At 34.4% G+C, this 15,965-nt stretch carries 14 protein-coding genes and 1 pseudogene; 10 read left to right on the top strand and 5 right to left on the bottom strand.

Features of this window, described 5'->3' with window-relative positions; translation table 11 throughout:
* Window positions 1-216: 216 nt before the first annotated feature.
* From MKY60_RS09975 to MKY60_RS09965, 3 genes are all read left to right on the top strand, one after another.
* Window positions 217-1,968: a methyl-accepting chemotaxis protein gene (locus MKY60_RS09975; protein WP_340929691.1), complete on the top strand. Its 1,752-nt coding sequence runs from the start codon at window positions 217-219 to the stop codon at window positions 1,966-1,968.
* Window positions 1,969-2,387: 419 nt separating this feature from the next.
* Window positions 2,388-2,627, top strand: coding sequence for a helix-turn-helix transcriptional regulator (locus tag MKY60_RS09970; protein WP_090569400.1), 240 nt, complete (start codon window positions 2,388-2,390; stop codon window positions 2,625-2,627).
* Complete coding sequence (locus MKY60_RS09965) at window positions 2,617-2,961, top strand: DUF2178 domain-containing protein (RefSeq protein WP_241599237.1); 345 nt, start codon at window positions 2,617-2,619, stop codon at window positions 2,959-2,961. Before MKY60_RS09970 ends, MKY60_RS09965 begins: the two co-directional genes overlap by 11 nt.
* A gap of 410 nt (window positions 2,962-3,371) precedes the next feature.
* On the opposite strand, the gene MKY60_RS09960 is transcribed toward MKY60_RS09965, so the two are convergent.
* Window positions 3,372-4,166: a CPBP family intramembrane glutamic endopeptidase gene (locus tag MKY60_RS09960; protein ID WP_340879688.1), complete on the bottom strand. Its 795-nt coding sequence runs from the start codon at window positions 4,164-4,166 to the stop codon at window positions 3,372-3,374.
* A gap of 576 nt (window positions 4,167-4,742) precedes the next feature.
* Here MKY60_RS09960 and cntA point away from each other — a divergent pair.
* The 6 genes from cntA (at window position 4,743) to cntE (ending at window position 11,435) form a co-directional block, all read left to right on the top strand.
* Window positions 4,743-6,353, top strand: coding sequence for a staphylopine-dependent metal ABC transporter substrate-binding lipoprotein (cntA, locus tag MKY60_RS09955; protein WP_340929689.1), 1,611 nt, complete (start codon window positions 4,743-4,745; stop codon window positions 6,351-6,353).
* A 464-nt stretch (window positions 6,354-6,817) separates the two neighbouring features.
* Window positions 6,818-7,750: a nickel/cobalt ABC transporter permease gene (gene opp1B, locus MKY60_RS09950; protein WP_340929688.1), complete on the top strand. Its 933-nt coding sequence runs from the start codon at window positions 6,818-6,820 to the stop codon at window positions 7,748-7,750.
* Window positions 7,751-8,647 carry a staphylopine uptake ABC transporter permease subunit CntC gene (gene cntC, locus MKY60_RS09945; RefSeq protein ID WP_340879685.1) on the top strand — a complete coding sequence of 299 codons (897 nt, stop codon included), beginning with the start codon at window positions 7,751-7,753 and terminating at the stop codon, window positions 8,645-8,647.
* Window positions 8,648-9,460: a staphylopine uptake ABC transporter ATP-binding protein CntD gene (cntD, locus tag MKY60_RS09940; RefSeq protein ID WP_340929687.1), complete on the top strand. Its 813-nt coding sequence runs from the start codon at window positions 8,648-8,650 to the stop codon at window positions 9,458-9,460.
* The gene (locus MKY60_RS09935; RefSeq protein ID WP_340929685.1) at window positions 9,461-10,207 is read left to right on the top strand and encodes an ABC transporter ATP-binding protein; all 747 of its coding nucleotides are present in this window, start codon (window positions 9,461-9,463) and stop codon (window positions 10,205-10,207) included. It abuts the gene before it with no gap.
* Window positions 10,208-10,259: 52 nt separating this feature from the next.
* Window positions 10,260-11,435, top strand: a complete 1,176-nt coding sequence (gene cntE, locus MKY60_RS09930; protein ID WP_340929684.1) for a staphylopine family metallophore export MFS transporter CntE — start codon at window positions 10,260-10,262, stop codon at window positions 11,433-11,435.
* Window positions 11,436-11,761: 326 nt separating this feature from the next.
* Here the strand turns inward: cntE and MKY60_RS09925 are convergent, their stop codons facing one another.
* Together MKY60_RS09925 and MKY60_RS09920 are read right to left on the bottom strand one after the other, a co-directional pair.
* Entirely contained in the window at window positions 11,762-12,205 is a 444-nt protein-coding gene (locus tag MKY60_RS09925; RefSeq protein ID WP_241599260.1) for a carboxymuconolactone decarboxylase family protein, read from the bottom strand.
* Between the two features lie 369 nt (window positions 12,206-12,574).
* Window positions 12,575-13,710 (bottom strand): IS3 family transposase gene (locus MKY60_RS09920; RefSeq protein ID WP_340929681.1). Its coding sequence is split into 2 segments (ribosomal slippage): window positions 12,575-13,485 and window positions 13,485-13,710, totalling 1,137 coding nucleotides; the frame shifts between segments, so codons are not numbered across the junction.
* A 199-nt stretch (window positions 13,711-13,909) separates the two neighbouring features.
* On the opposite strand from MKY60_RS09920, the pseudogene MKY60_RS09915 reads away from it, so the two are divergent.
* Window positions 13,910-14,140, top strand: a pseudogene (locus tag MKY60_RS09915) (MFS transporter); the annotation flags it as partial.
* A 102-nt stretch (window positions 14,141-14,242) separates the two neighbouring features.
* Here MKY60_RS09915 and MKY60_RS09910 read toward each other — a convergent pair.
* Entirely contained in the window at window positions 14,243-14,848 is a 606-nt protein-coding gene (locus MKY60_RS09910) for a phosphatase PAP2 family protein (RefSeq protein ID WP_340929678.1), read from the bottom strand.
* A 209-nt stretch (window positions 14,849-15,057) separates the two neighbouring features.
* The gene (locus MKY60_RS09905) at window positions 15,058-15,951 is read right to left on the bottom strand and encodes a DMT family transporter (protein WP_340929675.1); all 894 of its coding nucleotides are present in this window, start codon (window positions 15,949-15,951) and stop codon (window positions 15,058-15,060) included.
* Window positions 15,952-15,965 lie beyond the last annotated feature (14 nt).

The following is a 15,965-nucleotide window of genomic DNA, read 5'->3' as shown; positions in this document are numbered from 1 at the left end:
ATGAAAAACAGAGTTAGATTAGCTGTCAAAGGAAGTCTAAATACTTAAATTATATTCTCCTAAGCTATTCAAATAATTGCTAACTAATTTATTTCATGGGAATAGACTTTTGAACTTGTAAAGTTATTTTGAAAGTTGTCGATATAGTGGGTAGATATAAGGAGATAGGGCTTAGGTCATAGGACTTAATTGTTCATAGAAATGGGAGGATAAAGAATGAAACGAGAAAAAACATCTTTTTTAAAGACGAATAAAATATCTACTAAATTATTGTTTCTAATCAGTACTATTATTTTATTGACAGCCATAATCGTGGGTGGAACTGGATATTTTTTAGCAAAAAATGAACTCATTTATAGTGGGAAGTTGGATTTAAGTCATATAGCAAATAGTTCCTTGGCTACACTCACAACTTTAAACGAACAGGTTGAAAGTAATGACTTAACGCTTTCCGAAGCACAGGAAAAAGCACGTGTACTCCTTAATGGCCCCAAACTTGCGGAAGAGGGTTATGATTTCACGAAGTCTAATTTTGTATATAAAGATAAAGGGTATTTAGTTGCTTATGGGTCAGATTACTCCACTAAACTACATCCTAAAAATGTAATTGAATCCATTCCAGAAGATACCACTAATCGTGAAAAGATGGTGAAAGGCGCACATGAAACTACATATAATGAACAATTCGTAACCTATCTCGATGAGGACGAAAATGGAGATATGAAAAATAAAATAGCGTATATGACCTACTACGAACCATGGGATTGGAATGTTGGAATAGCCGTTTATGAAGATGAATTCTATGCCCAATTAAATAAATTGAAATATATTCTAATTGCCATCACGATAACCATTACAATACTAAGTCTATTGTCTTTTTATTTCCTAACAAAAAAGAAAATTAAATTCTTAGTGGACGTAAAATCTGCAGCATTAAATATTGCAAATGGTCAACTACAAAATAGTCAATTACATGAATCTAAGGATGAGATTGGTCAATTAGGTTACGCGTTCAATCAAATGTCATCACAGCTAAGACAACTCATAAGTGGTTTACAAAGTACTAGCGATAATTTATTGGAATCAGCTACTGAGCTATCTGCTGTATCTGAAGAAACGTCTGCAAGTAGTGAAGAAGTTGGAAAAGCCATTTCTGAAATTTCAAATGGTACACTAACACAGTTTAATGATTTAGAAAACACAAACCAACGGATAAATCATTTACAACAATCTATTAATACTATGAATGAACAGAGCCATGTAATAAAAGAGTTATCCATTAACTCTGAAAAAGCGACTCAGCAAGGCAGAGAGATTGTGCAACAACTTCAAAATTCTAATGAAGAATCTCTTAAAGCTTCTAGTCACATTAATACAGGAATAACAAGCCTTTCCTCTCGAGTGAAAGAGATTTCTCGTATCACTGACACAATTGAAAGCATTGCAGCTGAAACAAATTTGTTAGCACTAAATGCTAGTATCGAAGCTGCCAGAGCAGGGGAACATGGAAAAGGGTTTGCTGTAGTGGCTAGCGAAGTACGAAAACTTGCAGAACAATCTAATAAGGCTACACACCAGATTCAAGAAATGATCACTGGTATCGCAGAAGAAACACAAAAGACTGTACATGCCATGTCACAAACTACCCTGCATTCAGAGCAATTGAATCAAGTTGTTAACAAAACCGAAAAAGAATTCAGTAATATCGCAGCTTCAATTTTCCAAACTATACAAGCGGTAGATACATTAAATACCGAATTAGAACAAGTAACTGAAGAAAATAATAATATTACTATTGCTATCCGAAATGCCACAGGCGTATCGCAACAAACTGCTGCGACTGTCGAAGAAATCCATGCGTCCGTAGATGAGCAAATAAATGCAATTGCCAATGTAGCTAATTCTGCCGAACATCTTACGCACCTCAATCACCAATTAAATAGTATGCTCAATAAGTATTCGAAATAATGAACGGATGTTAAGAAGCTCTTTCCCAAAAAAATATTGAACAAAATTGTTATTGAAGAAATCAATAGCAAGTCCAATTTTGCGACTTTCTCATAGTGAGTTAGTCGCTTTTTTTATTATCAAGATTATTTAAGAAGTGTTCTATAGCAAGAATCACCATTTAAAGACAGTTAATGTTTAAATAAAATCACAATCAAGCTGGTTAATTGAGGTCCAATACTTATAGAACTTTACATTTTTATCTGATTGCACCACTAAAGATTATAGATGCAGCCAGATCGATATATGAACCCGATGAAACCAAAATTTTGTTAGATCAAAGTAGTTTAAGTAGATATAAAGATTTATCATTATTTTATATAAGTTTACTTTACTTTTATATAAACAAAGTTTATAATTTATTTCAAGAGGTGATGGTCATGAAGAAAGATTTTGGTGATTCAATAACAAATAAGGTTTATGAATATCGAGTACTTGCCAGAATGTCTCAGCAAGAATTAGCTGAGAAAGTTGGGGTTTCCAAACAAACCATCTTCGTAATGGAAAAAGGAAATTATATACCGACTATGCTGTTAGCCTTTCGAATTGCCCAATTTTTTAATGTGGATGTAAACGATATTTTTACTTACGTGAAAGGAAGTGATCAAAATGCAAATTAATTTCTCAGATATTTCTAACGCAATTTTTTATCCTTTAAAGTCCTGGGCTGAACAATCTACGGGAAATTGGAATTTACTCATTGGATTTGGTTTTTTACTACTCATGAGTAGTGCGATTTTTGCTTATGTATTTTATAAGAAAATTGGGAAAGAAGACGAACGGACGAATAGCATCTTTTTGAAAAGCAGTTACTGTATGCTGTGGACAATTATTCTATGTGACCTGATTTTTCCTAAAGATTATATGTGGACCATTTTTTTCTTGTTCAAATATGCGCTTACATTTTTAGCTGGTGGAATTTACCTAGCAATACAATATAAAAAAGATTTTTAGTAGTGCTATTTACACGATTTTAACACCCAAATTGTTCTTTTTCCAAAACACTTATGAAGATTTATCATTTTAAAAGGCTGGGACAGAACCTCAAAACAGCATTTTTCTCTGTGAGAAAAATGCTGTTTTTTGCTGTGCACAAAATTGATTTCCATTCCAGGGACGCTTTCCACGGGCATGGCCTGAGCCTGTAGTCTCAGGCGTCACGCTATTCCCGTAGGAGTCGCCCCTCCATTCCAATCAGTTTTATTAAATATCCATTATTTAGTAAAGGTTTCTCCTTGTCCAATAAAATTTCTGCTTCTGTCCCAATCTCTTTGTATGCGTGGTGAAACTAAGATATTCAGTTATGCGATCAGATAATAGGTATTCAATATCCTTCAAAAAATTCATCATATGTTAATTTACGGTTAAAAAATAGGCTCTTTTTTATACCACTGATGATTTGGGAATATAACTGATAATACAGTTGCAGCGATTGCACTTGGAAGTAAAATAAAAGCAAAAAATTGAAGCATCATCATCCCACTTACATCAAAGTGACTGTGGATTGGTCCTAAAATTTGCATTGCTGTCATTATAGCAACGTGGAATCCTATGGAAGTCCATATGTTTCCTGAAACCGCCCTTAGATAACCCAGTATCAGAGCAAATCCGGGAATGAATTGAAGCTGCTCGAATGAATAAATCGCCCCTATTAAATAGGCGAATAATGAAAAAAGTAATGACTGAATAATAAGTGTTATCCAATGAGGAAAATGTACATTTAAATAGCGATAAATATATCCTCTAAAAATAAGTTCTTCAGGCAACGCTTCAATCAAGAATACAGTAATGAATAAAATCAAGATACTAATCAATAAATTTTCTAAATCGGAAAATAATGTTACTTCAACCCATCCTAGTGTTAAACAAATAATTAAACCAACGGATGCAGGTACAACCCAAAGAAAAAATCCAAGTGTAAATAAAAAAATATTCGTTTTGAATGTTCCTTGTCCAATTGATTTCCAAGGTATTTTATCAACTTTAAGTGCTATTTGGATGAGGATAAAGGTTAATGCAGAAGTAATTACAGCAATAAAAAAATGATTTGTTCGACTATATCTTTCCGCTATAAACGTATCACTAAGGTAGGTTATAAAATTCCAAATAGTGATGCCTATTATCACTACTACTAAAATTCTTATCCACACGTTTTTCATATTAAATGTCTCCATTTCACCCATATACTCACTCTCATCTTTTTATATTTCAATTAAAAACACCGTTATTTAAGTACATATCTTTAATACATTTTCCTTATTTTAGCATATTTATTACACTAAGTATTCACCAATCTGGTCCGATAAACGAATAGCAACACTTGCGTTTTCAAACAACATTATTGTTATTTATCAGTAATATTTACTTATGTTTCTCTACATCACTATTTAAAGGTTGTTCTCTATGAAGAATGTCTTTTTGCGGCAGCAGAAACAAAAAATTGTATTTAGTGGAAATTTACGAATTGACTATATGGAATATAATGCTATAATTCAATTGTAAATCGTAAATAGTAATCATTACTATTTACGATTATATTACTCTATAAGGAAGGATCATTGGAAATAGTATAGGAGCAAACGATTGAAAATATGACTCGACTTAAAAAATAGGATCATATACTGACAACCACTGGAATCCGCTAGAAGGTGGAAGTAATTTAAGTTAGATCATGTTAACTCATTAAAACGCGATAATTCAAATTAATAAGGCTGAAGGGGAGAAATATGTTGTTAATGAAAAAGTTTAATTTAGTGTGTTTAATAGTATTGGTTATATCTATTTTGGCGGCTTGCTCAGCTGAAAGTTCTAATAATGAGAAAACGGGTGATGCTGCTAATAATGAAAACGAGATAATTTATGCATCTGCTAAAGATATTAATGACATGAACCCGCATTTGTACTCAGGCTCAATGCCGGCTCAAGGGATGGTCTATGAATCCTTGGTTGAAAACACGGAAGACGGGATTAAACCTTTACTCGCTGAATCTTGGGAAGTTTCAGAGGATGGGAAAGTATACACGTTCTTTTTAAGACAAGATGTGAAATTTCATGATGGGGTGCTGTTTAACGCAGAGGCAGTGAAGAAAAATATTGAGGCTGTACAAAATAATGCAGAGAAGCATGCCTGGATTAAGTTATCTACAAAAATTGAAAGTGTGAATGTAGTAGATGAGTTCACAGTTGAATTAGAACTGTCCGAAACATACTATCCAACTTTGGCTGAATTGTCTATGACAAGACCTTATGTATTCATATCACCCAAAGATTTTAAAAATGGGGAAACGAAAGATGGCGTAAGTGGCTATAACGGTACTGGTCCATATATGCTCACAGAACATAAAATCGATGAATTTGCCACTTTTGAAGCAAATGAAGACTACTGGAATGGAACACCTGAAATAAAAAAAATTACCTCAAAAGTACTTCCTGCTGGGGAAACGACATTGCTAGCATTACAAAAAGGAGAAGTCAATTTTGTATTTACAGATGATCGTGGAGCAGATAGTCTCGCTATCGAACCCATGAATCAATTAGTTGATTCCGGAGAATATCAACTTATAAGAAGTGAACCAATGAACACTAAAATGATAGTAGCCAATAGCAGTAAACATGATAATCCAATAAGTGAAATAGCGGTTCGTGAAGCCATATGGTACTCAATTGATAGAGAAACAATTAGTAAGGATATCTTTAATGGTACAGAGTCAGTGGCCAATACACTATTTTCACCAAATGTAAACTATGCCAATGTTGACTTAAAGGAGCGAGGCTATGATGTAGAAAAAGCCAAAGAAATTCTAGAAAAAGGTGGATGGAAACTAGAAAATGGAGATGAAGTTAGAACCAAAGAAGGAAAAAAATTAGTTATGAAGCTCTATTATGATAGCAATTCTTCCTCTCAAAAAACACAGGCTGAATTTATACAAGCTTCTATAGAAGAGATTGGCCTTCATCTGCAGATTATAGGGGAAGAGTCAACTTCATTAGCTAATAGAAGATCTACCGGCGACTATGATTTATTATTCAATCAAACCTGGGGTCTAGCGTATGACCCACAAAGTACAATCTCAGCTTTTACTTCTGAGGCATCTTATTTGCACACGACAAAAGGCATTGAACATGCAGATGAACTTTACAAGAAAATTGAACAAATTATGGTTTCTACAAATGAAGAAACTAGAAAATCATTGTACGCTGATATTTTGACAATTGTTCATGAAGAAGCAGTTTTTATCCCTATTTCAAATGGAAGTGTCACTGTAGTAGCCCCACAAAATTTAAAAGGAATATCATTCAAGCAAACTCAATTTGAGCTTCCATTTGAGTTGATGAACTTTAAGTAAAAATATTAATAATAGAGGGGATTTCTCCCTCTCAGCTTGACGACAAAAATATTTTTATAAACTGCTATGAGTAATAATAAATATCTTTAAAAAGGTTACTTTATCTAAATAAAAGTATATATAGTAGAAACCTTTAAGGAGTTGTTTATAAGGCAAGGACCACCACGAAGACTCCGGTGGGAACAGCTTGAGCAGAAGACCCCGCAGGAAAGACATTGGTCGAACTTTGTTTGACCAATGTCTTTGCGAAGAGTAACCGCAGAAGCATATGTTTTCCCAGGGACGAGGAGGCTGAAGCCAAGCCCACGGAAAGCGAAGTGGTGGTCCTTGCCGATTTTAGTATACAACTCTATGCACCAAAAATTGAGTTTGTCTACAGTCTGAGAGGGGATTTCCCTCTCTTTTACTAGCAAAAAAAGAATAAATGTTTAAAGTTTAATAGTTCAATGGAAAGGAGATTTGCTATGGGAAGTTACATTTTTAAAAGGATCCTCGTATCCGTCCCTTTACTTTTAATCATTTCGTTTTTGACGTTTGTCTTAATTAATCTCTCTCCCTTAGATCCAGCTGAAGTGGTATTACAAGCGCAAGGTGTTCCAGAGATAACAGAAGAATTATTAGAACAAACAAAAGAAGAGTTGGGGCTAGATAAGCCATTTATCTTACGTTATCTTGATTGGTTCATTTCCTCCTTACAGTTGGACTTTGGAGATTCATACATTAATGGTAAACCTGTATGGTCACTGATAGGTCCAGCATTTTTAAATACCTTAAAGTTAACGTTAATTTCATCTATTGCCATTATCTTTATGTCCATATTATTAGGAGTTACTTGTGCGTTAAAGGAAGGGCAAGTAATCGATAAATCAATAAGAGGATTATCGTTTGTTTTAACAGCAATGCCGTCCTACTGGTTAGCGACAATTATGATTTGGTATGTCTCCGTTAAATTAGACTTATTACCAACAAGTGGAATGGATTCGTATAGCAGTTATATCTTACCGGTTATTGTTATCACGATAAGTTATGCTGGTATATATTTTAGAAATATTAGATCATCCATGTTAAACAATTTAAATGAGGATTATGTCTTGTATGGAAGGGCATCCGGTTTGCCTGAGATGAAAATTATCATGCATATATTAAGGAATTCATTGCAAGTATCCATTTCAATATTTGGTATGGCAATACCTATCATATTGGGAAGTACAGTCGTTATAGAAAATGTTTTTGCGTGGCCAGGATTAGGAAGTCTAAGTGTGAAAGCAATTCTAGGTAGAGACTTTCCTATTATTCAAGCATATGTGCTTATATTAGCAGCTGCCTTTGTTTTGTTTAATACAATCTCCGATATTATTAATGCGTTTATGAATCCTAAGTTAAGGAATGATCTTTAAATGAGAATACTGAGAAACTTAAGTAGAGATAGGTTAGCTACGATTTCCTTATTAATAATTGCTGTCACAATAATTGCTGGTATTTTCGCACCATTATTTGCACCATTTGATCCTAATGAAATCAACATGAGTCTTAGATACGCTTCACCTTCATGGGAACACTTATTAGGTAATGACCATCTAGGAAGATGTATTTTATCCAGAATTATATATGGAATTCGACCAAGTGTATTATGGGTTTTAGTTGTTCTGTTTATATCTGTTTTAGTTGGTGCCATTCTAGGTTTTCTAGCTGGTTACTTTAGAGGGAAAATCGATGCAATAATTATGAGAATATGTGACACGATGCTTTCTTTTCCTGGATACGTTATGGCGCTTGCGGTTATTGGAATATTGGGGGTTGGCCTTGAAAATATCCTAATTGCATTTGCTTTGATAAAATGGGCTTGGTTTGCTCGAGTTATTAGAACTTCTGTTATGCAGTATGCCGAATTGGATTATGTGAAGTTTTCTAAAGCAACGGGTATTAGTGATTTTAAAATAATTTTCAAACATATAGTTCCGGTTACCTTCTCTGATATCGCAGTGATTTCGAGCGGATCTATAGGATCAATGATCTTGCAAATTTCTGGTTTTTCATTTTTAGGTTTAGGAATTCAAGCCCCAAATCCAGAATGGGGAATGATGTTGAATGAAGCGAGGGAAGTTATGTTCACAAGACCGGAATTAATGTTGGCTCCTGGATTAGCGATTGTCATTGTGGTATCGGCATTCAATTTTTTATCTGACTCACTTCAAGTTGCTCTAGACCCCAAATTAGTAATCTCTAAAAATAAGTACAAAGAAAATTCTCCTTTTTCTACTGTAAAGGTTCGAGAAAAAGAGGTAGCAAATTAGATGAAGAATATACTAGAGGTTAAAAACTTAATGGTATGGGATATAGTTTCTGGGAAAAAGATCATTCAAAATAGTTCATTCGATTTAAAAGCAGGAAGCTGCTTAGCGATTGTAGGAGAAAGTGGTAGTGGTAAGTCTGTAACTTGTAGGGCAATAATGAGATTAAACAGCACCTCACTTCAACAATCGGGGGATATACTTTTTAAAGGGGAGAACTTAAACCAACTATCCACAAAGGAGTTGAGAAAAAAAAGGGGAAAAAACCTTTGCATGATTCTGCAAAATGGGATGACTGCATTCGATCCCTCCTGTGTAATCGGTGTACATTTGAGGGAAACACTTGCTGAACATTTCGATTGGAGTAAAAACGAAGAGGAAGTAAGAATGAAAAGTGCCATGGAAAGTGTCATGTTAATAAATCCAACAGAAATTATGAACAAGTATCCACATCAGTTATCGGGGGGGATGCTACAACGAATTATGATTGCGTTGGCCATTGTGCTAGAGCCAGATATCATTATCGCTGATGAACCGACAACAGCACTAGATACCATCTCACAATTTGAAGTAGTTGACCAATTTATTAACTTACGTGAAAGAATTGGTTGTTCCATGATTTTTATTTCCCATGATTTAGGTGTTGTAAGGAAAATTGCTGATGAAGTATTAGTGATGAAGGATGGAAAAATCATTGAAAGAGGAAATACTGAAGAAATATTTTCAGGAGCAAAACATGAATATACAAAATACTTAGTTTCTACAAGAATGGCTCTGAGTAATAACTTTAAGAGGATTATGGGGGAGGGACAATAGTTGCTGAAAGTTGATAAAGTGCAAAAATCCTATAAAAAAAACGGGTTATTTTCTTCGGAAAGGCAGATTATTTTAAAGAATGTTAGCCTCGAATGTAGAAGTGGAGAGTGTCTTGGTATCATTGGAGAAAGTGGCAGTGGTAAATCAACTTTAGGGCGTTTGATGTTGGGAATTGAAAAGCCAGATTGTGGGACGGTTTTGATTGATGGTATGAATGTAGAAGACAGAAGAGTGAGATTAGGTAATATAAGCGCTGTTTTTCAAGACTACAAATCTTCCATTAACCCTTTTTTTACTGTTGAAGAGGCGATCTTGGAGCCATTGAAGATTCAAAACAAGAGTAAAAGGGAGAATATAGACAAGATTACTACTCTATTAAATCAAGTTGGACTGCCTTCGTCTTATCGAAACAAATATTCTCATGAGTTATCAGGAGGAGAGATTCAAAGAGTTTGTATTGCAAGAGCTATCTCAACAGAACCAAAATGTATTTTATTAGATGAAGCAATCAGTTCATTAGATGTATCTGTTCAAATACAAGTGCTTGAATTGCTCAAGGATTTAAAAAGAATCTACAATATGAGTTATGTTTTTATCACTCATGATATACAGGCTGCTGCTTATATTTGCGACAGAGTCATTATTTTTAAGGATGGACAAATAGAAGAAATCGTGGCAATTGAACATTTGAAGGACGTTAAATCTGTCTATGCAAGAAAATTACTAAAGTCGTTGATAACGTTTTAACCAGGTAAAGCCATAAGTACATAATTTTTAATAGTTTGGAGGAGAAAAACTTGTGAGTGGAGCTATGTCTTGGCCATTTATACGATTATATTTGCTGGTACTACTTTATTTTAGTGCCAATTCTATACTAAATGTTATTATTCCTTTACAAGGGGGGAGCTTAGGAGCAACTAATACAACAATTGGTTTGATCATGGGGGCGTATTTGTTTACTACCATGTTTTTTAGACCATGGGCAGGTCATTTTATTCAAAAACATGGACCCATAAAAGTGTTGAGAGTTATTCTTATTATTAATGGATTTGCATTAATATTATATACATTAACTGGGCTTGGTGGGTTTTTGATTGCTCGTATGTTACAAGGAGTCTCAACAGCTTTTTTTTCAATGGCATTACAGATCGGAATTATTGATGCACTACCAGAAAAAGATCGTTCACAGGGAATATCACTTTATTCTTTATTTTCTTATATACCAGGTATTATTGGACCTTTATTGGCATTAGGAATTTGGCAGGGAGGAATGGAGTACTTTGCAGTAGTGATGGTAACAATTGCTATCATAACTGGAGTATTTGGATACAGCACTAAAATGAATAATTCCGAAACCCGACCTACAAAAATGGCTGAGCAGGGTGGAAGTATGTTTAATTCATTTAGTCAGCTAGTAAAAAATCCACATTTATATAAATGTAGTGTTCTTATGTTAGTTGTTTCCATTATATTTGGAGCGGTTACTATTTTTACGCCACTATATGCTGAACAAGTAAAAAACGGCAATGCCGGTATATTTCTAATGCTAATGGCAGGGACTGTTGTCTTTTCACGGTTTTCCTTAAGAAAAAAAATTCCTTCTGACGGAAAATGGCATTCATCTTTTATAATGGGAACAATACTTCTTTTAGCAATTGGAGCACAATGCGTAAGTTTTGCAATAAATGGTGGGGTACTCTTTTTCTATTTAGGTGCTGTTTTAATAGGTATAGCTCATGCAATTCTCTACCCAACATTAACCACATTTTTAAGCTTTGTCCTGCCCAAGGCAAATCGCAATATATTACTAGGTTTATTTATTGCGATGGCAGATTTAGGTGTCTCCTTAGGTGGTCTCATTATGGGACCACTCTCAGACCTTTATTCCTATTCAACTACATATATGATTTGCTCGATTTTAGGTGTGTTAATGCTCTTCGTTGCCTATGATCGGCGAAAGATGTTTATCGGATAAATCTATATAGACTAAGCTGCTTAAAAATTATCATTATCCATATAAATTGTAATAGTTAGTTTTTGTGTGTTGAAATTTTCTCCAGGGGTCACTTTATCCATTATAAAAGGAATAAGTATTTATCAAATATTTATGCACTATGTAATATCCATATTATATTGGGAAATTGAAAGAAAGTCATAAATTCATTGAATACGTAGGTGTTTCTGTATTAATCAGAGACACTTTTTTAGTTAAGAGTAGCATAGTTAAATATAAGAATTTGACACAAACTCGCAGTAAAAGGAAATAAAAAACGAACACCCATTGATGTTCGTTGATAGTAATTATTTTTCAGTGGCTGTATTACCCATTGCAATTGAAATTCTGTTCCAACTGTTGATTTGATTGATGATTAGAATAAGGTCAACATATTGTTTCTCGTCATAATGTTCTCGTACCCGCTGATAAAGTTCATCTGGAACACGTTTTGTCGGTATTAATGTCACGTGCTCCGTCAATTCTAAAGCCACTTTCTCTGCTTTAGTGTAGAATTCACACTCTTCCCATGCACTAACACAGTATAATCGCTGTTCTGTTTCACCCATTTTTCGGGCATCGGTTGTATGCATGTTTAAACAAAAAGCACATCCGTTAATTTGAGAAGCACGAATTTTAATTAGCTCACGAATTTTTCGTTCGATCGCAGTTGTTTTCGTATATTTCTCCATTTCCATCATAATATCCATACCTGCTGGTGCAATTTCAGAATAAGGTAACCTTTGTGCCATAAAGCAAGACCCCTTTACATTTTAGATAAGGCTATTATACCCTAAAAAGAACGTTTGTACTATTTTTTGTACTTTTGACATTAATATAAGAAGAAATCCAATTGTAAAGTGTATTAGTGTTACCTTGTCGTACGTTCTTAATGTGAATTAAATTGGCATAAAAGCGGATTAACTGGATCTACGTCAAGATTCTGGACACAAAAAGATTAAGTTTTTTCTGCACAACCACCATTCATGGAGTGTTCCACATCCCAAGTAGATCGTCAAAGTGAAAAGAGCCTTTGACAATCTACTTGGGACGTGGAGAGATTAACCAATGGATGTTGTGCATGAAAAATGTGGAGGGGGATTGGCTTTTACCCTTAAGACTCAGGCTGCTGCGCGACACATTATTTCATACGCCTCTGGCGTTACAAAGCCGATGCTTCCATGAATTCGTTTACGATTATACCAGCCTTCTATATATTGAAATAGGGAGATTCTCGCATTCTCAAAATCTTCATATCGTTTCCGATAGACCTCTTCTTTTTTGAGTGTGGCATGAAAGGACTCGATGCATGCATTGTCATAAGGGCATCCTTTACGACTGAATGATGCAATCATTTCATATTTTTTTAACTGTTCTTGAAATGCCTCACTTGTATATTGGGTACCTAGATCCGTATGGATGATTAATCCCGGTGAAGGATTTTGGGAATCGACGGCACTTTTTAAAGCATCCAACACGATTTCTGTGGTCATCGTATGGGAAAACTTGTAGCCTACTATTTTCTTTGAATGCAAATCGAGGACAGACGCTAGATAACACCAGCCATCTCGAAGTGTATGGATATACGTGATATCTGCCACCCATTTTTCATTGATTGTGGTTGTTGTAAAATCTTGCTTCAACACATTTTCTCGTTCTTCCACTGGTGTCTGTGTGCTTGCTGGACGGTATCTCTTCACAATGTTTGACTGGATGCCTGCTTGTTTCATCAGACGTTGGACTCTTTTTATACTGCAAGAATAGCCTTCTTTTAAAAGTACTCGATGTATTTTGGGGGCGCCATAGATACCTTTGCTTCCTTTATGAATGGCTATTATACGATCCAATATTGCCTCATTGGCCACGTGGTAGCAGTTCGGTTTCTTATGAAATGAATGATAATAAGTACTTTTAGGCATCTTTAAAATGCGACACATCACTTGTACTGGATGATGCCCGCTTTCATTTGTAATGTAGTTGATCAGTTCTTCGTCCTCTATTTTCTCGCGAATATGGTCATAGCCTTTTTTAGGATTTCAAGCTCCTGTTTTAACCGGAGGTTTTCTTTTTGAATCATTTCTACATCGGATACAGTTAATTCCTTTGTCCCTTCGATTGTAGAGAACTGTTTAATCCATTTATAGATGGTTACTTCTGAAACACCATATTCGCTAGATAGTTGGCTGACCGGGGTACCTGAGCTGTGAAGCTCCACTACTGTTTGTTTAAATTCTTGGTTATACCGCTTTTTACTCATAATACAGACACGACCTTTCGTTAGTTCAATTTTAGTGACTTAACCAAGATGTGTCCATACATCTATTCTACATTCAAACCTTTAATTAATCTGGGAAGAAGTGAAGCTTCAGTTTACATTACCTATAAAGGTAGATGTATAAATGAATTTTCCACCAAACCTATAATTTGGTGGATTGTCGGAACCACTATATGGGGAGCCGAGGGAATTAGCCTCTCACGGATCGTCTATAAATAACACAATACGGCAACTTGCTGGAGCAATCGGTACAGCAATTATTATGACGGTTTATTCAATTCAATTATTGAATGTTTCTTTAGAATCTAAGCAAAGTTATATTAATGCCGCAAGTAGCACGTACTTCTATATGTTTGTTCTTTCAATAATTGCATTCATAATCACCTGGTTTACGCCGAAAAAGACAAATTAACTTAAATTACGAAAATAATAGTGACTCAAATATGTGAAAAATAAAAAGACTTAAATCCTATTTAGTTGGATTTAAGCCTTTTATTTGTATGATACAGTACTATTATTTGTTACGTTCGCGATTACCTCTTTTATACCACCATAAGCAAAGGACAAACCAACTATATCCAAGCATCCAACCAGCTAAAACATCAGAAGCAAAGTGACGTCCCTCTGTTATGCGAGAGAGCCCAATTAATAAAGTTAATATAATGGCTGAAATCCAAACGATGATTGAAGCCTTTTTCGAAATGATTGCAGTTTGATTGATTAAATAGGTGATTGTTAAAAGATACAATAAACCATGCACTGCATGTCCAGAAGGAAAACTAAAAGTGGAAAACTGATCTACAATCTCAGGACGTGGTCGTTCTATTACACGTTTTAAAAATTGGTATAAACCATATCCAGCACCAACAGAAAAAATGACAAAAACCGTCAATCTATAGTCACGTTTACGAAACCAAATAATGATTAAAACAATTATGGTGACAGCAAATATGAACTTAGTTTCACCTAAATAGTGAAACATTGTAATGAATTTATTGCCATAAAGTGAATCCGAGGCTATCCTGTCGAAGGATTGTATGAATGATGTCTCATAGGTCATCCATATAATACAGAATACAACGAAAGTACACACAGCTATAACATATTTAGACTTGTTCATATTAATATTCCTTCCATAAAATATACTTTTAAACAATTTAGCTCTCCACAAGAATTAAATAAAGTGACAATGCATATTATCATTTTTCCCATTATCATAAAATATAAATTAGTATGGCTAAGCTTGAATGAAAAATACAAATTATATTATAGATTAGTTTTAAAATACAAAAACAGTAGGAAGCTGATACTTTCTACTGTTTTGTTCTGTTATTTAGCTTTTTTTATTAACCTTTTTGGAAATTCAATTGATTTATTTTCGCTAACAAATGTCGAACCTAAAAGCAATGCACCACCTACTATTTGAATAAAGGTCATTTGCTCTTGCAAGACAATAGCAGAGATTAATAATGATGTGATTGGATCAGCATAGCTTAGTGCAGCAATGCTTTGTCCTTTTAAATTCTGCATACCAGAGAAGAATAATAAGAATCCAATACCAGTGTGTATAATCCCTAAGATTAATATAAATGGTATTGAAGAACTTGATACTCCCAAAATTCCGAATCCCTCCGTAAAGAAAACGTATGGAATGAGAATTATTGTCGCTGTTCCAAGTTGAAGGAACGTGGTTTCTAAGCCATCCATTTTCTTTATGAACTTATTCAGTAACATTAAAGACGCATAGAATACAGCTGCTAGTAATCCATAGCCAATTCCAATTAGATCATCTAATCCAGCTGTACTTAAACCACCATTACCAACAATGAATAACATACCTAGCATTGCTATACCAATGCAAATTAGTTTCTTAGCTGATAATTTTTCCTTAAGTACTAGTGGTGAAAGAATCAGGACAATAACAGGTGCAAAATAGTAACTTAATGCAGCGTTAGAAATGGTCGTATGCTTGTATGATTCGAACAGGAAAATCCAATTTCCGCTAAGTGCAATACTAGAAAGTACTAAAACTAGAGCATTTACTTTGACCATTGCCCATGAAATTTTCTTCTTCATCATAAACAAGACTGTAGTTAAAAATAAACTAGCAATTAAACCACGTAATAAAGCTATTTCACTCGAAGATAAGTCAATGTATCTTACAAAAACACCAATTGTTCCGAAGATTATCATTGATAATAAGAACTGAATTTTAGATTTCATCGTCTACTCCTTCG

The organism is Psychrobacillus sp. FSL K6-1415 (genome assembly GCF_038003185.1).
GTDB lineage: Bacteria > Bacillota > Bacilli > Bacillales_A > Planococcaceae > Psychrobacillus > Psychrobacillus psychrodurans.
The sequence above is the reverse complement of the archived record's forward strand: the minus strand, read 5'-3'. Positions and strand labels throughout refer to the sequence as shown.